This is a genomic window from Geodermatophilus telluris, assembly GCF_900102745.1.
GTDB classification, from domain to species: domain Bacteria; phylum Actinomycetota; class Actinomycetes; order Mycobacteriales; family Geodermatophilaceae; genus Geodermatophilus; species Geodermatophilus telluris.
Genome location: NZ_FMZF01000002.1, coordinates 752,560 through 771,635, shown reverse-complemented (window position 1 = coordinate 771,635; position 19,076 = coordinate 752,560). Strand labels below are relative to the sequence as shown.

Sequence of the window (19,076 nt, the reverse complement as noted above, 5' to 3'; positions counted from 1 at the left end):
GCGTGCTCCTGTCGGGGAGGGAGCCCCCATCCTGGCCCGGGCCGCGCCCCCACGGGGCCTCCGGGAGACCCCTACCTGCACAGATGACGGCGGGCCACTCGGTTGCGGACGAGAATCTGGCGTTCACCCGGCGGGGCCCCGGGCGCTGTGCCAGGCTCGGCGAGGGGTGGCGGACGCCACCCCTCCAGGGTGGGGAGGTCGTCTTGTCGCAGGAGTCCCGTCGTGTCGGCGTCGCTGTGGTCGGGCTGGGGGGCGCGGTCGCGACGACCGCCGTCGCCGGTCTGGAGCTGGTCCGGACCGGGGCGGCCGGCACCGACGGGCTGCCGCTCGCCGGGCTGGAGGTCGCCGGCGGTCCGGCCGAGGAGACGACCGGCCTGGTGTCCTACGACTCGCTGGTCGTCCGCGGGTGGGACCTCGACGGCTCGGACCTGCGCAAGGCCGCCGAGCAGCACGGCGTGCTCGACTCCCGCCAGCTGGAGGAGGCCGGCCCGGCGCTGTCGGCGGTGATCCCGTGGCCGGCGGCCGGGGACGCCGACTTCTGCCGCAACGTCACCGGCGGCAACGTCGTCCTCGCCGAGACGCGCCGCGCGCAGGTCGACGCGGTGCGCGCCGACCTCCGCCGCTTCCGCGAGGAGGAGTCCCTCGACGGCCTGGTGCTGGTCAACCTGGCCTCCACCGAGCGCTGGCCCGACCCGGCCGCGCCGGCCCTGCAGTCGATCGAGGCCTTCGAGGCCGGGCTCGACGCCGACGACCGCGCGATCACCCCGGCGATGGTCTACGCCTACGCCGCGATCGCCGAGGGCGTCGGCTACGTGAACTTCACGCCGTCGCTGGCCGCCGACGTCCCCGCGCTGGTCGCGTTCGCCGAGGCCCGCGGCGTGCCGGTCGCCGGCAAGGACGGCAAGACCGGCCAGACGATGATGAAGACGGTCCTCGCGCCGGCCTTCCGCGCCCGCTCGCTCACCGTCGAGGGCTGGTACTCCACCAACATCCTCGGCAACCGCGACGGCCTGGCCCTCGACGACCCCGACTCGCTGGCCAGCAAGCTGAACACCAAGGGCAGCGTGCTCGACTCGATCCTGGGCTACCCGGTCGAGGACCACGTCGTCCGCATCGACTACTACCGGCCGCGCGGCGACCAGAAGGAGGCCTGGGACGCCATCGACCTGGTCGGCTTCCTCGGCCAGCGCATGCAGGTCAAGGTCGACTTCCAGTGCCGCGACTCGATCCTGGCCGCGCCGCTGGCCGTGGAGCTCGCCCGGCTCGCCGACCTCGCGCAGCAGCGCGGCGAGGGCGGCGTGCAGCGGCAGCTGGGCTGGTTCTTCAAGGCCCCGATGACCGCCGACGGCAGCGTGCCCGAGCACGCCTTCCACCGGCAGGAGTCCGCGCTGCTCGACTGGCTGGCCGCCGGCGCCTCCTCCCGGTGACCGCGCTCGCCTCCCCCGGGACGCTGCGGGCGCTCGCCGGGCTGCGGCCGCTGCTCGCCGAGATCGGCGACGCCAAGCGCGTCCGCGTCGCCGGCGTCCCCGGCTCGCTCGCCGAGCAGGCCTTCGCCCGCGCGTGGGCGCGGCTGGTGGCCGGTGAGGACGTCGCCGCGGTCGCGGAGTCCGAGACCGCGGCCGCCGTCGCCCGCGCCCGGCTGGCCGGCATCGACGCCGGGGTCCTGACCACCGCCGGGTTGTCGGACGCCGAGGCGCTCGACGTGCTGCGCCGGGGCTTCGACGAGGTCGCCGGCCCGCTCGACCCGGAACTGCGCGCACGGCTGCGGGCGGCGCTGGGGCCGCTGCCGGCAGCCGGCCCGGCACCGGCGCTCGCCGCCGCGCTCAACGCCCAGCCGCGGGCCGGCGCCACCGCGCCGGGGAAGCCGCGGGTGGTCGTCGAACCGCCGGAGAGCCACGGCGACCACTGCCTCACCGTCGCGGTCTACGCCGCGCTCGTCGCGCCGGTGGTGGGCGCCGACCCGGTCGGGCCCTTCCTGCTCGGCCTGGGCCACCACCTGCACAACGTGGTGCTGCCCGACGCCGGGTTCGCCGGCGAGGTGCTGCTCGGGAACGCGCTGGAGCGGGTGGTGACGACGCTGGAGGAGCGCGAGCTCGCGGCGCTGCCGGGCCCGCTGGCCGGCCGGCTGCGCGAGGTGCTGGCGCTGCGGCCGGGCGCCGACCTGCCGGAGGCCCGGGCGTTCCACGCCGCCGACGTCCTCGACCGGGTGCTGCAGGTGCACCACCACGCGCGCGCGGCGGCGTTCACCGCCTCCCAGGCGCTCGACGACCTGGAGCTGGTGCACGCCGGCCCGGTGCAGGGCTACCACCTCGACGTGCTGGCGGCGGCCGGGCTGTGACCGGCCTGCTCCTCGACGCGCCCGTCGTCGACGGGATCCCCTTCGCCCGGGCGGGCCGGGACGACCTGCGCGACGAGGTCGCCGGGCTGCTGGCCGCCGGGGAGACCGACCGGGCCCGGGTGCTGCTGCTCGCCGACGCCGACGACTGGTGGACCGAGCCGCCGCCGCCGCCCGAGCAGCTCGCCCGCGTCCCCGCCGCGCGCACGCTCCGCGAGGCCATGGACCTCCTCGGCATGGGGCGGGTGGCCGACTACTTCGCCCACCGCTGGTCGGACCCCACCCACCTGGCCGGGCTCGCCCTGCTGCAGCAGCACTGGCCCGGGCGGCGCCCGGTGGTCGACGTCGCCTGCGGGACCGGCGCGCACCTGCGCGAGCTGTCCCGGCGCGGGGCGGGCGACCTGCTCGGCGTCGACGTCGTGTGGGCCAAGCTCTGGCTGGCCCGGCGGTTCGTCTGCCCGGACGCCCGCTACGTGTGCGCCGACCTGACCGCGGCGCCCGACCTCGCCGTCGGCGTCCCGGCCTACGTCATGTGCCACGACGCCTTCTACTTCCTGCGCGACAAGCCCGCGGCCGCGGCGGCGATGCGCGCGCTGGCCGGGGACGGCGGCACCGTCGTCGTCGGGCACGCGCACGTGGCCGACCCGCACGGGCAGCCGCTGACGCCGGAGGGCTACGCCGAGGTGCTGGGCACCGGCCTGCTCTACGACGACGACGAGCTGACCCGCTCGCTGCTCGAGGGCCGCCCGCCGCGGCCGGCCGCCCCCGCCGACCTGCACGCCAGCGAGGCGGTGGCGCTGGTGGCCGGTGACCCGCTGGGGCCCGCGCCCGCCGACCTGGGAGAGCCGCTGCCGCCGCTGTCGCCCAACCCGCTCTACCGCGACGGCGTGCGCACCTGGCCGAGCGACCGCTACGCCGCCGAGTACGGGCCGCGCTCGTCGTACCTGCCGGAGCGCTGGCCCGACCCACTGCCCGCCGACGCCGCCCGCCGCCGGCTGCTGGTCGACCTCCCGGAGGCCTGGTGAGCGTCGGGTGGGGCGGTCGAGATCGCGCGATCTCGACCGTCCGTACGGCTCCCCGCGAGCGAGATCACGTGATCTCGACGGAGGGGGCGGCGTGAGCGTCGGGTGGGGCGTCGCCGGCTGCGGCTGGGTGGCCCGCGACCACGCGCTGCCCGCACTGCTCGACGTGCCCGACGCGCGGCTGGTCGCGCTGCACGACCTCGACCCCGCGGCGCTGGACCGGGTGCCGGTGGAGGGCCCCCGGCGCACGACCGACCTCGCGGGGTTCCTCGCCACCCCCGGCCTCGACGCCGTCTACGTGGCCGTCCCGAACGCCGGGCACCGGCAGGTGGTCGAGGCGGCCGCCGCGGCCGGGAAGGCGGTGCTGTGCGAGAAGCCGCTGGCCGCCGACGTCGGCGACGCGCAGGCGCTGGTCGAGGCGGGCACGCGGGCCGGCGTCCTCCTCGGCACGGCCTACGACCAGCGCTGGCACCCCGCGCACGTGCGGCTGCGCGAGCTGGTCCCGGAGCTGGGCACGGTCACCGCGGTGCGGATCGTCTACTGCTGCTGGCTGCCCGGCGACTGGACGCCCGACGGCCGCCCGCACGACAACTGGCGGGTCGACCCGGCCCGCGCCGGCGGCGGTGCGGCCATCGACCTCGCCCCACACGGCCTGGACCTCACCGGCACGCTGCTCGGCGAGGACGTCACCGCGCTGTCGGCGCTGCTGCAGACCCGGGTGCACGACTACGGCGTCGACGACGGCGCGCTCCTCACCGGGACGACCGACTCCGGCGTGCTGGTGAGCCTGCACGTCGCGTTCAACACCCCCGACGCGCTGCCCCGCCGCCGCCTGGAGGTGGTCGGCACCCGCGGCATGGCGGTCGCCGTCGACACCATGGGCCAGACGGCGGGAGGCTCCCTGACGCTGTACCGCCCCGACCCGGTCGACGTGCCGTTCGCCGACACCCCGCCGTTCACCGCACAGTTCGCCGCCTTCACCGACGCGGTCGCGGGCCGCGCTCGGTGGCCGTTCGACCCCGCCCGTGACCTCGCCCTGCACCGCCTGCTCCTCACCGCTCTGGAGAGAGGGACCCCGTGAGCTCGCCCGACGTGCCCGGTGCCATCGACCGGGCCACCGACCCCGCCGCCGACGACGGCGCCCGCCACGTGTCCAGCCAGGCTCGTCAGGGAGGGGTCGACACCAACCCCTACCGCGGCCTGCTGCCCGACCTGCCCGCCTACGCCTGCACCAACTGCGGGCACTGGCAGCGCTGGCCGGCGCCCGGGCCCGTGGTCTGCCCGGTGTGCGCCGACGTGCGCAACGCGCTGCCCGAGCACGGCTTCGAGTTCGTGACCGACAAGCAGGCCGACGAGCTGGTCACCGGCTTCTGGCGGCCGGCCCCGGTGGACGGCGTCACCGAGTTCGGCACCGAGCCGCGCTTCGGCCTGGACAGCCGCGGCTGGGTGATCGAGACCGACACCGGCCTGGTCGGCTTCGAGTGCGCGCCCTGGTACACCGCCGACATGCTCGCCGAGCTGCGCCGGATGGCCGCCGAGAGGGGCGGCTTCCCCGTGCTGGCCTCGAGCCACGTGCACGGCTACGGCGCGCTGTGGCAGCTGCAGCAGGAGCTCGAGCCGCGGGTGGTCTGCGTCAACGTGCACGACCTCGTGTGGACGAAGGCCTTCCGGGTCACCTGGCCGGCCGACGACGTGCTGACCCTCGCACCCGACCTCACGCTGCACCGCACCGGCGGGCACTTCCCCGGGCACTCGGTGCTGCACGACTCCCGCCGCGGGATCCTCTTCTGCGGCGACTCGCTGAAGGTCGACCTCTCCCCCGACGGCGACCCGGTGGCGCTGTCGGCGCACAAGGCGTTCCACGCGCAGATCCCGCTGTCGCACGGCGAGCTGCGGGAGATGCTCGCCGTCGTCGCGGAGCTGGACTTCGAGGTGGTCGCGACGCCGTTCGAGATGGTCCCGGGGATCACCACCGACCACGTCGTGCACCTGGTGCAGCGGCTGCTGTCCGGGCCGCCGGACGCCGCCCCCGTCCCGCTGGCCGAGCTGTGACCGCCGTCGACGTGACGCCGTCGCAGCGCTACCGCGACAGCTTCCCGACGCCGGTCGAGGACTTCGCGATCGAGGGCATCGACGTCCTCGACGTACCGCTGCACTCGGCGGTGCTGCCGCCCTCGGAGCTGCACCCGGGAGGCAGCGGGCTGGGCTACGGCGCCACCCGCGAGGAGGCCCGCACCGGGGCGATGGGCGAGATGGCCGAGATGGCCCTGTCGCTGCGCGCGCACCAGGGCGTCTCCCGCGAGGAGGGCTCGTACGCCGAGATGACCCGCCGGTACGGCCGGGACCGGGTGGCCGACCCGCGCGAGCTCTGCCTGGAGGCGGGCAGCCCCTACGACGACGACCGGCCGCTGCAGTGGCTGCCGATGACCCGGCTGCGCGACGGCGAGACCGTGCAGGTGCCCGCCGAGCTGGTGGCGTCGGCGCCCGACGACCTGCCCGGCGCTCCCCCGCCCGGCGGCTGGCTGACCACGGTCATCACCAACGGGCAAGGCGCGGCCTTCGACGCCGACCGCGCGGTCACCCACGCGCTGCTCGAGGTGCTGCAGCGCGACGGCAACGCCACCGCCTTCCGCGCCATGGACCGCGGCGTCGTCGTCGACCTCGACGGGATCGCCGACCCCGACGCGCGGGCGCTGCTCGACCGGCTCGACGCCGCGGGCATCGACGTGGTGGTCAAGCTCGCCTCGACGGAGTTCGGCGTCGTCGACGTGTACGCCGTCGGCTGCTCGCGGGACGGCTCGGAGCCGGTGCCGGTGATGGCCACGGCGTGCGGGGAGGCTGCCCACCCCGACCGCGACACCGCCGTCCGCAAGGCGCTGCACGAGTTCGCCTCGGCGCGCAGCCGCAAGGCGTTCATGCACGGGCCGTTCGACGTCGTCCTGCCCGCGACGCCGCCGGGCTACCTGGAGCACTGGCGCGGCGGGCACCCGCCGGAGCGGCTGGTCGAGGAGGACCGCGCGCTGCAGGCGATGCTCGACTGGACCCGGATGGGCACGAGCGCGCTGGTCGACCTGCTGCAGGACACCGTGCTGTCGCGGCGCTCCACCGTGCCGCTGAGCGGCCTGCCCACCTGGCGCGGGGACGACCTGCACGCGCACGTGGTCGGCGCGGTGCAGGCCGCCGGGCACGACGTGCTCGTGGAGCTGCAGCCGTCGGCCGGTGACGCCGTCGCGGCCAAGGTGCTGGCGACCGGCCTGGAGGTCGAGACGATGTCCTACGGCCGGATCGGCGAGCGCGGGGTGCGCCGGCTGGTCGAGCGCTCCGGTGATCCCCACCCTCCCCTGGCCGCGGTGGGCGGCGACCCCGGCGGCTGGGCGCGGGTGCACCTGACCGCCGCGGCCGAGGAGCGCCTGGGCGGGCCGGCCTGGTTCGACCGCGCGGGCGCCGACCGGCGGGTGGGGGCGCTGTACGCGCTGTACCGGGAGCCGGGCCGGCACGTGGTCGCGGAGGTCCTCGAGAGGTGACGGACCTCCGCTACGCCTACAACACCAACGGGCTCACCTCGCACCGGCTGTCGGACGCGCTCCCCTTCCTCGCCGACTGCGGCTACGCCGGCGTGGCGCTCACCCTCGACGTCGTCCACCTCGACCCGTTCGCCGACGACGCCCACCGGCAGGCCGAGGCGGTGCGCCGGCGGTGCGACGAGCTCGGGCTGGGCGTGGTGGTGGAGACCGGCGCCCGCTTCCTGCTGGACCCCCGGGTCAAGCACGAGCCCACGCTGATCACCGCGTCGGCCGAGGGGCGGGCGCGGCGATTGGCCTACCTGCGGCTGGCCTGCGACCTGGCGGAGGTGCTCGACGCGGAGGCGGTCAGCTTCTGGGCCGGGGTGCCGAAGCCGGGTGTCGACCGCGACGCCGCCTGGGGCTGGCTGGTCGACGGCGTGCGGGCGCTGGTCGACAGCCACGGCGGGCGCTCCTACGCCCTGGCCGTGGAGCCCGAGCCCGGGATGCTGGTGGAGGACTGCGACGGCTGGGCCCGGCTGGCCGCCGAGGCGCACGGGACCACGCTGGCGCTGGACACCGGGCACTGCGTCGTCGCGGGGGCGTACGCGCCGGAGGAGGCGGTGACCCGCTTCGCGCCGCACCTGGGCACGGTCGCCGTCGAGGGCATGCGCCGCGGCGTGCACGACCACCTGCCGCTCGACGAGGGCGACGTCGACCTGCCGGCGGTGCTGCGCGCGCTCCGGGACGCCTCCTACGACCGGCTGGTCACCCTGGAGCTCTCCCGCGACGGGCACCGCGCGCACGAGATGGTGCCCCGGTCGATGGCCACGCTCCGGAAGGCGGAGACGCAGGGGGTGGCGGCCGCGTGAGGATCTGCTTCGTCAGCCGCCGCTACTGGCCGGCGGTCAGCGGGATGAGCGTCTACGCGGAGAACCTGCTGCGCGAGCTCGTGGCGCTCGGCCACGAGGTGGTGCTGGTCAGCCAGTACCGCGACGACGAGGCCGGCACCCGCGTCTACGGCGGCGGCCCGCCCCCGGCCGACCGGGTGCCCGCCGGTGTCGAGGTGCACGCGCTGCCCAGCCGGGGCGAGACCGTCGTCCCGGCCGACTGGGAGGGCGACACCGCGGAGATCGTCCGCACGGTCGTCGGCCTGCACCGCGAGCGCCCGTTCGACGTGCTGCACGCCCAGTACGGCTACCCGCCCGGGCTGGCGGTGCTGGCCGCAGCGCGGAAGACCGGGCTGCCGGCGGTGGTGAGCATCCAGGGCGGCGACGGGCACTGGGTGGGCACCTGCTGCACGACCCACGCGCACGCGATGCGCGCCGTCGTCGACGCCTCCTCGGCGGTGCTCATCGGCAGCGCCAGCTTCCGCGACGAGGTGGTGGGCAACCTCGGCAGCGACCCGGCGCGGTTCACGATCGTCCCGGGCGCCACGGACACCCGCCGGTTCACCCCGGCCGAGCGGCCGCTGGGCGCGCTGCAGGACCCGCCGGTGCTGCTGTTCCACGGCCGCGTCGACCGCCGCAAGGGCGTGCTCGACCTGCTGGAGGCGCTGCCCGACGGCGTCCGGCTGGTCGTCTCCGGCATCGGACCCGACCTCGACGAGGCGAGGGCACGGGCCGACGGGCGGACGACGTTCCTCGGCTACGTCCCGCCCGACGAGGCGCCCGCGGTGTACCGCTCGGCCGACGTGTTCGTGAGCCCGACCTACAGCGAGGGCTTCTCCAACACGCTGCTCGAGGCGATGGCCAGCGGGCTGCCCACGGTGAGCACCGACTCGGTCGGCGTCGTCGACTGCCTGCGGCACGGGGAGAACGGCCTGCTGCACGCGCCGGGCGACGTCGCGGGGCTGCGGGCCGCGCTGGACCGGCTGCTCGGCGACGGCGCGCTGCGCGAACGGCTGGCGACGACGGCGCTGGAGGAGGTGCGCCGGCTGTACTCGTGGCCGGTGCTGGCCCGCGCGATCGACGACGTGTACCGCGCCGTGGCCGGGACGACGCCGTCGCACGCCTGGACGATGCCCCCGGAGGTGGACCTCTCCTGCCGGTTCCGGAGCGCGGCGCACCTGCTGTGAGGGTGACCGCGGTCAGCCCGCACCTCGACGACGCCGCGTTCTCCGTCGGCGGCACGCTGGCCGCGCTCGCCGACGCCGGGCACGAGGTCACCGTGGTCACCTGCTTCACCCGCAGCGTGCCCGACCCCGAGGGCTTCGCGCTGGCCTGCCAGCTGGACAAGGGACTGCCGGCCGACGTCGACTACATGTCCCTCCGCCGCGACGAGGACGCCGCCGCGATGGCGGTGCTGGGCGCCACGCCGCTGCACCTGGACCTGCCCGAGGCCCCGCACCGCGGGTACGACAGCGCGGCCGACCTGTTCGCCGGCGTGCACCCCCACGACGACGCGTGGCGGGACGTGCGGGCGGCGCTGGCCGGCCTGCCCGGCGACCTGTGGCTGGCCCCACAGGCGCTGGGCGGTCACGTCGACCACCTGCAGGTGCTGCGCGCCGTCGCCGGCACCGGCCGCCCGGTGCTGTGGTGGCGCGACTCGCCCTACGTGCTGCGCGACCCGGCCGCCGTCCCCGGGCCCGACCTGCCGGCCGGGCTGACCCCGGTCGAGCTGCCGCAGGACCACGTCCGGCGGGCCGACGCCTGCGCCTGCTACACGACCCAGCTCGGCTTCCAGTTCGGCGGGGCCGACGGGATGCGCGCGGCGCTGGCCGGGCTGCCCGAGGTGCTGCTCGGCGACACACGGGCCCGGGAGCTGGCCGGTCGGCACCGGTGAGCCGTGCGGGCCCCGGCCGTCCGTCCTCCGTCCACCCCCCGCAGAGGAGCTCCCCGTGCAGATGAAGCTGGAACTGGTGCCGGTCCCGGTCGCCGACGTCGACCGCGCCAAGGCGTTCTACGTCGACCGGCTCGGCTGCACCGAGGACGTCGACGTGCGGCCGGCCGACGGCGTCCGCGTCGTCCAGGTGACCCCGCCGGGCTCGGCCTGCTCGATCGGCTTCGGCACCGGGGTCCCCGCCTACGAGGGGACCCCCGGGACCGTCCGCGGCCTGCACCTCGTGGTCGCCGACGTCGAGGCGGCCCGCGCCGACCTGGTGGCCCGCGGGGTGGAGGTCGGCGAGGTCGTCGACGTGGGCGGCGGGGTCCGCTACGCCGGGTTCGCCGACCCCGACGGCAACACGCTGACCCTGCAGGAGATGGCCTGGCGGACCGGGGACGCCTTCTGACCTGGGCGCTCCGGCCGCGGTACCGGTGTCCGCGGCGCGGTCGTGCTCTGCACACACCCGTGGTCAGAGCACGACTGCCTCCGGTGGGACGGTCGTGCTCTGCCCCGTCCGCGGGGGCAGAGCACGACCGTCCGCAGGAGCACTACAGCGGCTGCAGCGCCCGCCAGGCGGTCCACGCGCTGGTGACCATCTCCCGCAGGTCGCGGGTGGCCCGGAAGCCGAGGTCGCGGCCGATCCGGTCCACGGCGGCCACCACCCGCGGGGGGTCCCCGGGACGGCGGCCGACGACCTCGGGCGCGGTGTCCCCGCCGGTGACCTCCGCGACGACGCGCAGCACCTCCCGCACGCTGCTGCCCTCACCGCGGCCCACGTTGTAGGTGCCGCCGGGCCGGCCGGCGGCCAGCGCGCGGGCGGCCGCCACGTGGGCGTCGGCGACGTCGGAGACGTGCACGAAGTCGCGCACCGGGCTGCCGTCGGGTGTGGGGTGGTCGTCGCCGAAGAGCTGGGGCGGCCGGCCGGCGTCGAGCGCGGCGAAGACCAGCGGCACCAGGTTCGCCGCCCCCCGGTCGCCGAGCTCGGGAGCCGCGGCACCGGCCACGTTGAAGTAGCGGAGGCTGGTGGCGGCCAGGCCCCAGGTCGCGCAGTCGCGCAGCAGGTCCTCGCCGGCCAGCTTGGTGCGCCCGTAGGGCGACAGCGGGCGGCAGACGGTGTCCTCGTCGACCCGCTCGACGTCGGGCGTGCCGTAGACCGAGGCGCTGGAGGAGAAGACGACGCGGCTGACGCCCTTGGCCCGGCAGCCCTCGAGCAGCGCCACCGTGCCCTCGACGTTCTCGGCCCAGTAGAGCAGCGGGTCGGCCACCGACTCGGCGACCTGCTTCTTCCCCGCCAGGTGCACCACCCCGGTCACGCCGTGCTCGCGCAGCACCCGCCGGACCATCCCGCGGTCGCGCACGGAGCCGATCTCCACCGGCACGTGCGGCAGCCCGGTCAGCCGGCCGGCGTCGCCGGTCGACAGGTCGTCGAGGACGACCACCTGCTCCCCCGCCGCCACCATGGCGTGCACGACGTGCGCCCCGACGTACCCCGCGCCCCCGGTGACCAGCCAGCTCACGGCTCCACCCTGCCCCGCGGCCCGCCGCACCGCGAGACCGGGGCGGTCCGCTTGCCCCGACGGGGTCAGCGGAGGACCCTGCCGGGCGCAGGCGCGAGAGGAGCCGTCATGGGCGACCGGGCCGTCACCGTCTACTACAGGCCGGGCTGTCCCCACTCGGCGAGGCTGCGGGCGCAGATGGCGCTGACCCGCTTCCCGCACCGCTCGGTGCGCTTCGCCGACGACCCGGACGGTGCCGCGGCCGTCCGCGCGCACCACCCCGAGGGCTGGGAGGTCTCACCGACCGTGGTCGTCGGCGGGCGCTACCTGACCAACCCGTCGCTGCGGGAGGTCCGGGAGGCCGTCCGCGCCTGACGGCCGGGTCCGGCGACCGCGCCCGGGACCCGCCGGTGCCGCTACCGTGCGCGGCGTGTGCGGCGGGACGGGCAGGACGACCGGCACCGGCCGGTCTCCCGGGGCGACCCCGGGGCTGTCCGCCATGGCCACCATCGGCACCACCCGCCGGACGGCGCGCTCCGCGCACGCACCGGCGCCTCCCACAGGGAGCGGCTGCCCGCCCCGCCGCGCACCCCGGTGACCCGCCCCCGCCAGGCCGCCGCGACCGCCTCCGGCATCGCCACCGCACTCCTGGCCGGGCCCTGGCGACGGCGCGACGCGGTGCGCCGGGTCGCCGTCGCGCTGGGCCAGGCCCGGGCGGCGCGCTGGGTGGGGACGCTGGTCGCCGAGGTGCTGGCCGCGTACCGGGACGCCCCCGCCGACCGCCCGCGCGAGCTGGCCGCCTTCGTGCGGACGACGGAGGGCTGGGCGCGCGGCCAGGCCGCCGACGTCCGGCCGCGGGTGGTGCGCCGTCAGCCGGTGCCCACCCGCACCGTCCGGGTGCGCGCCCCGGTGGCCGACCTGCCCGACCTGGCCGCGCTCGCCCGCCTGCTCGACGTCGACCAGGGCGAGCTGGCCTGGCTCACCGACGTCCGCTCGTGGGAGCGCACCGCCGACGCGCCGCTGCGGCACTACCGCTGGCGGACCGTGCCCCGCCCGGCGGGCGGGGTCCGGCTGCTGGCCGCCCCGAAGCCGCGGCTGCGCGAGGCGCAGCGCCGGGTGCTGCGGCACGTGCTCGCGCCGCTGCCGGTGCACCCGGCGGCGCACGGGTGCGTGCGCGGGCGGTCGGTGCGGACGGCGGCGCTGCCGCACGCCGGCGCCGACGTCGTCCTCGGCATGGACCTCGAGGGCTTCTTCGCCGGCATCCCGGCCGGGCGGGTGTGGGGGCTGCTGCAGGGGGTGGCCGGCCTGACCGAGCCGGTGGCGCACGCGCTGACCGGCCTGGCCACGACCGTGGTGCCCGTGGCGGTGTGGCGGCGGGTACCGGTGCCCGCCGACCCGGCCGGCCGCGACCGCCACCACCGGCTGGGACGGCGGCTGGCCGTGCCCCACCTGCCGCAGGGTGCGCCGACCTCACCGGCGCTGGCCAACCTGGTCTGCGCCCGCCTGGACCGCCGGCTGGCCGGCCTGGCCGCGGCATCGGGCGCGGTCTACACGCGCTACGTCGACGACCTCACGTTCAGCGGCGGCGCGGCGCTGCGCCGGGACCGCTTCGCCGACCGGGTCACGGCGGTCGCCGCGGACGAGGGCTTCCGCGTGCACCCGGGCAAGACCCGCACGGCCGGGTCGGGACGCCGGCAGCAGGTGCTGGGCGCCGTGGTCAACGTGCGGCCCACCCTGCCCCGGCCGGAGCGGGACGCGCTGCGGGCGCTGCTGCACAACTGCGCGGTGCACGGGTGGGCGAGCCAGGTGCGCGATGCGGACCCGGCGACCTTCCGCGACGCCGTCCTCGGCCGGGTGGCCTGGGCGTCGTCGGTCGACCCCGTGCTCGGCGCGCGCCTGCACGCCCTCGCCGAGCGCGTCGACTGGAGCGCAGCCCCGTCGTAGCCGCGTCCTCACCGCAGGTCGCGTCCCGCCCGGTTCCGGTTGGGCCCAGGTCGGAGGGGTACGGCGGCGCGGGACGAGGCGGGCCACCCGGGCGCCGCCGCGAACTCAGCCGGGAGGCGACGATGGCACTCCCCGACCGGGACTCCGTGCGCGAGTGGGTCGGCAGGACGGTGGTCGGGCGCGACGGGACCGAGATCGGCCGGGTCACGCACCTGCTCGCCGACGACGACACCGGCGCGCCCGAGTGGATGTACGCCGAGGTGGACGACGCCGTCGTCGCGGTGCCGCTGGTCGACGCCGCCGACGACGGCGGGCGGGTGCGGGTGACCGTCGAGCGCACCGCCGTGCTCGCCGCGCCGCGGTACGGCGAGAGCCGCCGGCTCACCACCGAGCAGGAGGCCGAGCTCTACCGGCACTACGGCATCCAGTACTCGACCGAGGCGTCGGAGAGCGTGCTGCCGGCCACGGAGGCCGAGCCCGCGCCGGTCGCGCCGCGCGACCCCGAGGCGCTGCCCACGGAACCCCCGCCGCCGGTGGCCCAGCCGGGCGACCGCGACTTCGGCCGCGACGGCTCGGCCCCCGACCGGTCGGCCGGGCGCGGCGGGCAGGTGGCCGCCGCGGTGGCCGCGGTGCTCGCGCTGGGCGCCACGGTCTTCTCTCTCACGCGTCGCCGGCAGCGGCCGGCGGCGCGGGTGTCGCGGCGGGCCGGCCGGGTCTCACGGCGGACGACACGGCGGGCGTCCCGGCAGGCCGGGCGCGTGGGCCGGCGGGCCCGGCGGCAGACCGCGGCGCAGGCGACGGCGGGCCGGGCCCGGCTGGCGCAGCTCTCGGCGTCGGTGGCGCCGCTGGCGTCGAACGCCGCGCAGGCGGTCGGGACGGCGTCGCGCGCCGGGGTGGACTCGGTGAGCCGCGCGGCCGTGGCGGTCGGGCAGCAGGCGGCCGTGGTCGCCCCGGTGGTGCGGGCCCGCGCGGCCGAGGCCGCCGCGCAGGCCGGCCCGCTGCTGACCACGACCGGCACCGCCCTGCAGCGCGGCGCGAGCGCCGGGACCGGGGCGGCGCTGCGGGCGGTCGACGCCGGCGCCGGGCTCGCGGTGACCGCCCTGTCGAGGGCGGCCGAGGCCGGCGCCGAGCTCGGGCAGAGCGGCCTGCGTGCCGCGCTGCGCGCCGAGCGGGCCGTCGAGGAGGTCCCCGAGGCGGTCGCCAAGGCCGGCCACCGGGCGCGCAAGCGCGGGAAGCGGGTCGTGCGGATGGCCTCCCTGGGCGCGGGCCTCGGTGCCGGCTACGTGCTCGGCGCCCAGGCCGGGCGGCCGCGCTACGAGCAGATCGTGCAGACCGCGGGCCGGCTCACCGGCCGGCAGTAGGACCGCGTCAGCAGTACCGCGGGGACCCGGTGCCCGGGTGGGTGCCGGGTTCCCGCGCCGCGGTCAGGGCAGCACTCGGGTGCGCTGCTCGACGCCGATCTCGCCGTAGGGGTAGTCGGCCGCGCCGGGGTCGCTGACCGCGTCGAGGCGGGCCGTCTCGTCGTCGTCCAGCACGACGTCGGCGGCGGCCAGGTTGCCGCGCAGCTGCTCCACCGTGCGGGCGCCGAGGATCACCGAGGTCACCGCCGGCCGGGCGGCCAGCCAGGCCAGCGCCACCTGCGCCATGGACGCCCCGCGGGCCTCGGCCACGTCCTGCACCGCCTCGAGCACGTCCCAGGTGCGCTCCCGCTCGCCGACCCGGTCGTAGGCCTCCATGCCGCGGGCCGGGTCCTCGCCGAGCCGCGTCGCCCCCGACGGGCGCTGGTCGCGGGTGTACTTCCCCGACAGCCAGCCGCCACCGAGCGGGCCCCAGGGCAGCAGGCCGAGGCCGTTGTGGAGGCAGGCGGGCACGATCTCGAACTCCACCTGCCGCACGAGCAGGCTGTAGGAGGGCTGCAGGGTCACCGGGACGGCGAGGTGCTCGCGCTCGGCGAGGTCCACGGCCTTCTGCACCTGCCAGCCGAGGAAGTTCGACAGGCCCGGGTAGCCGATCTTGCCCGCACGGACGGCGTCGTCGAGGAAGCGCAGCGTCTCCTCGAGCGGGGTGAGCGGGTCCCAGGCGTGCAGCTGGTAGAGGTCGACGTGGTCGACGCCCAGCCGGCGCAGCGAGTCGTCGAGCGCGCGGCGCAGGTGGCGGCGGGAGTTGCCGACGGCGTTGGGCTCCTCCCCCATCGGCATCCGGCCCTTGGTGGCGAGGACGACGCGGTCGCGCACCTCGGCCGGCCGCGCGGCCAGCCAGCGCCCGGTGATCTCCTCGGCCGCGCCGGCGGAGTAGACGTCGGCGAGGTCGACCAGGGTGCCGCCGGCCTCGACGAACACGTCGAGCTGCTCGTGCGCCCCCGCCTCGTCGGTCTCCGCGCCGAAGGTCATCGTGCCCAGGGCGAGAGCCGAGACGGCGCAGCCGCTGCGGCCGAGCGTGCGGTACTCCACGGGTCCTCCTCGTGACGGTGGCCGGGAGGGACCTGCGTCCCTCCCGGCCACCGGGTGCGGTCAGCGGTTGCCGCCGCCGATCATCGGGTCGTCGCCGTCGCGCCGCACGTCGTGCTCGACGCCCTCGGTGGACGACGTCGCGGTGTACCCCTCGGAGCCCGACTCGGGGACCAGCACGTCGTCGCGCACCACCACGTCCGGCGGCGGCTGCTCGACGACGGTCACCTCCTGCGGCTGGACGACGCCCTCCGTGGGCTGCGCCGGCACCTCTTCCTGCCGGCTCCCGGACGACGACGTCGCCGCGGCCACCCCGGCCGCCGCGGCGCCCGCGACCGCGGCCACGCCGGCGGCGACCGCCGCGCCCGAGACGCCGGCCTTGCCCTTGTCACCGTGCGAGCCGTACGCGTCGGCGGTGGTGGGGGTGCCGACGTCGACGTGCTCGTTGACCGAGCCGCGCCAGGCGCCGCTGGCGTAGCCCTGGCTCTCCACGAGCTGCTTGAACCGCTCGAGGTCGGACTGCGCCTGCCGCCCGACGATGCCGAGCTTGTCGCCCACCTGCTCCACCAGGCCCTCGGGCTCGTACTCCAGCTCCAGGTACACGATCGTCGAGCTCGGCCCGGCGGGCTCGAACCGGACGGCGCCGGCGTTGGTCGCGCCGCTGGTGGCCGCCCAGGCGACCTTGCGGTCGGGGTCCTGCTCGAGGACGGCGGCCTCCCACTCGCGCCGGACGCCGGCGATCTCGGCGACCCAGTGCATCCGGTCGTCGGTGAGCTGGCGGACCTCCTTCACGCCGCCCATGAAGTGCGGGAAGTCCTCGAACTGCGTCCACTGGTTGTAGGCCGTGGTCACCGGTACGTCGACCTGGATCGACTTCTCGACCTTCGTGGTCATCGTGCTTCCTCCGTCGCAGGACGTTCCGACATCGCGGTCGGGGCGTTACCCGAGGTCAGAGCCGACGAAGCACGGATCCGTTCCACTGTGGTGGCGGATCGGACGTACCGTCGTGGGGTGAGTGTCGCCCCGCCGCCGACCGTCACCCTGAGCGACCGCTTCGCCCGCGAGCTGCCGGAGATGGCGGTCCCGTGGCAGGCCGAGGCCGCCCCCGACCCGCGGCTGCTCGTGCTCAACGAGCCGCTGGCCGCGGAGCTCGGCCTGGACCCGTCGTGGCTGCGCGGCCCCGACGGCGTCGGCCTGCTGACCGGCACCGCCGTCCCCGAGGGCGCCACCCCGGTGGCGCAGGCCTACGCCGGGCACCAGTTCGGCGGCTTCGTGCCGCGGCTGGGTGACGGCCGGGCGCTGCTGCTCGGCGAGCTCACCGACGCCGGGGGCCGGCTGCGGGACCTGGCGCTCAAGGGGTCGGGGCGGACGCCGTTCGCGCGCGGCGGCGCCGACGGCCTGGCCGCGCTCGGGCCGATGCTGCGCGAGCACGTCGTCAGCGAGGCGATGCACGCCCTGGGCATCCCGACCACGCGGTCGCTGGCGGTCGTCGCCACCGGCCGGCCGGTGCGCCGCGAGACGCTGCTGCCCGGCGCCGTCCTCGCCCGGGTGGCGGCCAGCCACCTGCGGGTGGGCAGCTTCCAGTACGCGCGGGCCACCGGCGACGCCGACCTGCTGCGCCGGCTCGCCGACCACGCCATCGCCCGGCACCACCCCGCGGCGGCCGACGCGCCGCAGCCGTACGTCGCGCTGTTCGACGCGGTGGTGGCCGCCCAGGCCTCGTTGGTGGCGCGGTGGATGCTCGTCGGGTTCGTGCACGGGGTGATGAACACCGACAACGTGACCGTCTCCGGCGAGACCATCGACTACGGCCCCTGCGCGTTCCTCGACGCGTTCGACCCGGCGACGGTCTACAGCTCGATCGACGTCGGCGGGCGCTACGCCTACGGCAACCAGCCGATCGTCGCCGAGTGGGACCTCGCCCGCTTCGCCGAGGCGCTGCTGCCGCTGCTGGCCGACGAGCAGGACGCGGCGGTCGAGGTGGCCGTGGCGTCGCTCGGTGGGTTCCGCCCGGCGTACAACGCCGCCTGGTCCGACGGGATGCGGGCCAAGCTGGGCCTCCCCGAGGGCCTGGAGGAGGAGGTGGCGCGGGCGCTGTACGACGACCTGCTGGCGCTGCTCGCCGCCGGCCGGGTGGACCTCACCTCCTTCTCCCGCGGCCTGTCGGGCGCGGCGCGCGGCGCGGCCGAGCCGACGCGGGAGCTGTTCCTCGACCTGGCCGGGATCGACGGCTGGCTCGCGCGGTGGCGGGCGCTCGGCCCGGACGCCGACGCGATGGACCGGGTCAACCCGGTCTACGTGCCCCGCAACCACCTGGTCGAGGAGGCGCTGGCCGCCGCGTCGGACGGCGACCTCGACCCGCTGCACCGGCTGCTCGACGCGGTCACCCGGCCGTTCGAGGAGCGCCCGGGCCTGGAGCGGTACGCCGGTCCGGCGCCGGAGTCCTTCGGCGCCTACACGACCTTCTGCGGCACCTGACCGGCCGGGGCGACGGGTGGGACGGGTGGGGCGTGCGGGTCCCACCGGGTGCCCGGACCGCCGATGTACCGGGCATGCGCGCCAGCCACCTCGCCACCGCCCTCGCCTCCTTCGCCGCCGGCCTCGCCGCCGCCTCCCTCCTGCGCCGGGCCACCCGGCGCGCCGCGCCGGCCCCCGCCGCCGAGCCGCTCCCGGCCGCCCCGGCCGAGGGCCCCGACGCCGTCGTCCTGGCCTTCCCCCGTCCCGTCGTCGTCGAGCGGCCCGCCGGCCCGGCCCGCTGCGGCGACAGCGGCGGCGTGACCCGGGCCGGCGCCCCCTGCGCCGCCCGCGCCACCAGCGGTGGCCGCTGCCACCACCACCCCGCGGCGGCCTGAGCCGCAGCGCGCTCCGCTCCTCCCGCCGCCCGGTGCCCCCTCAGGCACCGGGCGGCGGGCGTCTGTGCCGGCGGGTGGTCGCTCAAGTCGTCCACGGGACCGGCCGATCCCCTCGGCGAGATCCCCACCGCCGACGAGAGGACACCCCGGTGACCGACCACCAGACGGGCGCCGCCCCGGCACCCACCGCACAGCTCGGCGAGCTGGTCCGGGCCGCCGCCGCGGCCACTGGCATGCCGAGGGCGACGGTGAACCTGTTCGACGGCGACCGGCAGCGGCAGGTCGGCAGCCACGGGTTCACCGACGCCGACACCCCGCTCGCGGACTCGATCTGCGCCCAGGTGACCGGCGCCGCGGCCGACGTCTACGCCTTCACCGACCTCGCCGAGGAGCCGGGGTTCACCGGCAACCCGTGGGTCGACGGCCGCAGCGCCCGCGTGCGCGGCTACGCCAGCGCCCCGCTCGTCGTCGGCGGCTCGACCATCGGGACGCTGTGCGTCTTCGACGAGCAGCCCCGCGCGCTGTCCCTGGAGCAGTGCGACCGGCTGGTGGAGCTCGCCGGCGACGTCACCGGCCTGGTGTCGCCGCCCGCCTGACCCCTGCCGCAGGCGGCCGCCGGCCGGGTCGAGTTGCCACCGGGCGGGCACCGGGCCA

General features: G+C 77.2%; 19 protein-coding genes. 16 read left to right on the top strand and 3 right to left on the bottom strand.

Features of this window, described 5'->3' with window-relative positions; translation table 11 throughout:
- Positions 1-203: 203 nt before the first annotated feature.
- The 10 genes from BLQ97_RS08935 to BLQ97_RS08890 all read left to right on the top strand — a co-directional run bounded on the left by BLQ97_RS08935 (position 204) and on the right by BLQ97_RS08890 (position 10,089).
- Positions 204-1,427 carry an inositol-3-phosphate synthase gene (locus BLQ97_RS08935; protein ID WP_245691996.1) on the top strand — a complete coding sequence of 408 codons (1,224 nt, stop codon included), beginning with the start codon at positions 204-206 and terminating at the stop codon, positions 1,425-1,427.
- The gene (locus BLQ97_RS08930; RefSeq protein WP_245691994.1) at positions 1,424-2,338 is read left to right on the top strand and encodes a hypothetical protein; all 915 of its coding nucleotides are present in this window, start codon (positions 1,424-1,426) and stop codon (positions 2,336-2,338) included. Before BLQ97_RS08935 ends, BLQ97_RS08930 begins: the two co-directional genes overlap by 4 nt.
- On the top strand, positions 2,335-3,360 hold the full coding sequence (locus tag BLQ97_RS08925) for a class I SAM-dependent methyltransferase (RefSeq protein WP_091365236.1): 1,026 nt from the start codon (positions 2,335-2,337) through the stop codon (positions 3,358-3,360). Before BLQ97_RS08930 ends, BLQ97_RS08925 begins: the two co-directional genes overlap by 4 nt.
- Positions 3,361-3,451: 91 nt before the next feature.
- Positions 3,452-4,438 (top strand): Gfo/Idh/MocA family protein, encoded by a 987-nt coding sequence (locus BLQ97_RS08920; protein WP_091365233.1) that lies wholly within the window; start codon positions 3,452-3,454, stop codon positions 4,436-4,438.
- Complete coding sequence (locus BLQ97_RS08915; protein ID WP_245691992.1) at positions 4,435-5,409, top strand: MBL fold metallo-hydrolase; 975 nt, start codon at positions 4,435-4,437, stop codon at positions 5,407-5,409. Before BLQ97_RS08920 ends, BLQ97_RS08915 begins: the two co-directional genes overlap by 4 nt.
- Entirely contained in the window at positions 5,406-6,881 is a 1,476-nt protein-coding gene (locus BLQ97_RS08910; protein WP_217637106.1) for a YcaO-like family protein, read from the top strand. The genes BLQ97_RS08915 and BLQ97_RS08910 overlap by 4 nt, the downstream gene beginning before the upstream one ends.
- Complete coding sequence (locus BLQ97_RS08905) at positions 6,878-7,729, top strand: sugar phosphate isomerase/epimerase family protein (RefSeq protein ID WP_091365231.1); 852 nt, start codon at positions 6,878-6,880, stop codon at positions 7,727-7,729. The genes BLQ97_RS08910 and BLQ97_RS08905 overlap by 4 nt, the downstream gene beginning before the upstream one ends.
- Positions 7,726-8,934 (top strand): glycosyltransferase family 4 protein, encoded by a 1,209-nt coding sequence (locus BLQ97_RS08900; RefSeq protein ID WP_091365228.1) that lies wholly within the window; start codon positions 7,726-7,728, stop codon positions 8,932-8,934. The genes BLQ97_RS08905 and BLQ97_RS08900 overlap by 4 nt, the downstream gene beginning before the upstream one ends.
- Before the next feature lie 2 nt (positions 8,935-8,936).
- Positions 8,937-9,641: a PIG-L deacetylase family protein gene (locus BLQ97_RS08895; RefSeq protein ID WP_245691990.1), complete on the top strand. Its 705-nt coding sequence runs from the start codon at positions 8,937-8,939 to the stop codon at positions 9,639-9,641.
- 61 nt (positions 9,642-9,702) lie between these two features.
- Positions 9,703-10,089, top strand: a complete 387-nt coding sequence (locus BLQ97_RS08890; protein WP_175471676.1) for a VOC family protein — start codon at positions 9,703-9,705, stop codon at positions 10,087-10,089.
- 142 nt (positions 10,090-10,231) lie between these two features.
- On the opposite strand, the gene galE is transcribed toward BLQ97_RS08890, so the two are convergent.
- On the bottom strand, positions 10,232-11,200 hold the full coding sequence (gene galE, locus BLQ97_RS08885) for a UDP-glucose 4-epimerase GalE (protein WP_091365220.1): 969 nt from the start codon (positions 11,198-11,200) through the stop codon (positions 10,232-10,234).
- A gap of 108 nt (positions 11,201-11,308) precedes the next feature.
- Here galE and BLQ97_RS08880 point away from each other — a divergent pair, with 108 nt between their 5' ends.
- The 3 genes from BLQ97_RS08880 (at position 11,309) to BLQ97_RS08870 (ending at position 14,484) form a co-directional block, all read left to right on the top strand.
- Positions 11,309-11,554 carry a glutaredoxin family protein gene (locus tag BLQ97_RS08880; RefSeq protein WP_091365218.1) on the top strand — a complete coding sequence of 82 codons (246 nt, stop codon included), beginning with the start codon at positions 11,309-11,311 and terminating at the stop codon, positions 11,552-11,554.
- 219 nt (positions 11,555-11,773) lie between these two features.
- Positions 11,774-13,123, top strand: coding sequence for a reverse transcriptase family protein (locus BLQ97_RS08875; RefSeq protein ID WP_217637105.1), 1,350 nt, complete (start codon positions 11,774-11,776; stop codon positions 13,121-13,123).
- 122 nt (positions 13,124-13,245) lie between these two features.
- The gene (locus BLQ97_RS08870) at positions 13,246-14,484 is read left to right on the top strand and encodes a PRC-barrel domain-containing protein (protein ID WP_091365216.1); all 1,239 of its coding nucleotides are present in this window, start codon (positions 13,246-13,248) and stop codon (positions 14,482-14,484) included.
- Between the two features lie 63 nt (positions 14,485-14,547).
- Here the strand turns inward: BLQ97_RS08870 and BLQ97_RS08865 are convergent, their stop codons facing one another.
- Together BLQ97_RS08865 and BLQ97_RS08860 are read right to left on the bottom strand one after the other, a co-directional pair.
- Positions 14,548-15,573 (bottom strand): aldo/keto reductase, encoded by a 1,026-nt coding sequence (locus BLQ97_RS08865; protein ID WP_091365215.1) that lies wholly within the window; start codon positions 15,571-15,573, stop codon positions 14,548-14,550.
- A 60-nt stretch (positions 15,574-15,633) separates the two neighbouring features.
- Positions 15,634-16,464 (bottom strand): SRPBCC family protein, encoded by an 831-nt coding sequence (locus BLQ97_RS08860; RefSeq protein WP_091365212.1) that lies wholly within the window; start codon positions 16,462-16,464, stop codon positions 15,634-15,636.
- A 117-nt stretch (positions 16,465-16,581) separates the two neighbouring features.
- Between BLQ97_RS08860 and BLQ97_RS08855 the strand changes: the two genes are divergently transcribed.
- The 3 genes from BLQ97_RS08855 to BLQ97_RS08845 all read left to right on the top strand — a co-directional run bounded on the left by BLQ97_RS08855 (position 16,582) and on the right by BLQ97_RS08845 (position 19,018).
- On the top strand, positions 16,582-18,048 hold the full coding sequence (locus tag BLQ97_RS08855; RefSeq protein WP_091365210.1) for a protein adenylyltransferase SelO: 1,467 nt from the start codon (positions 16,582-16,584) through the stop codon (positions 18,046-18,048).
- A gap of 74 nt (positions 18,049-18,122) precedes the next feature.
- Positions 18,123-18,422 carry a hypothetical protein gene (locus tag BLQ97_RS08850; protein ID WP_091365209.1) on the top strand — a complete coding sequence of 100 codons (300 nt, stop codon included), beginning with the start codon at positions 18,123-18,125 and terminating at the stop codon, positions 18,420-18,422.
- A 149-nt stretch (positions 18,423-18,571) separates the two neighbouring features.
- The gene (locus tag BLQ97_RS08845; RefSeq protein WP_091365207.1) at positions 18,572-19,018 is read left to right on the top strand and encodes a GAF domain-containing protein; all 447 of its coding nucleotides are present in this window, start codon (positions 18,572-18,574) and stop codon (positions 19,016-19,018) included.
- Positions 19,019-19,076 lie beyond the last annotated feature (58 nt).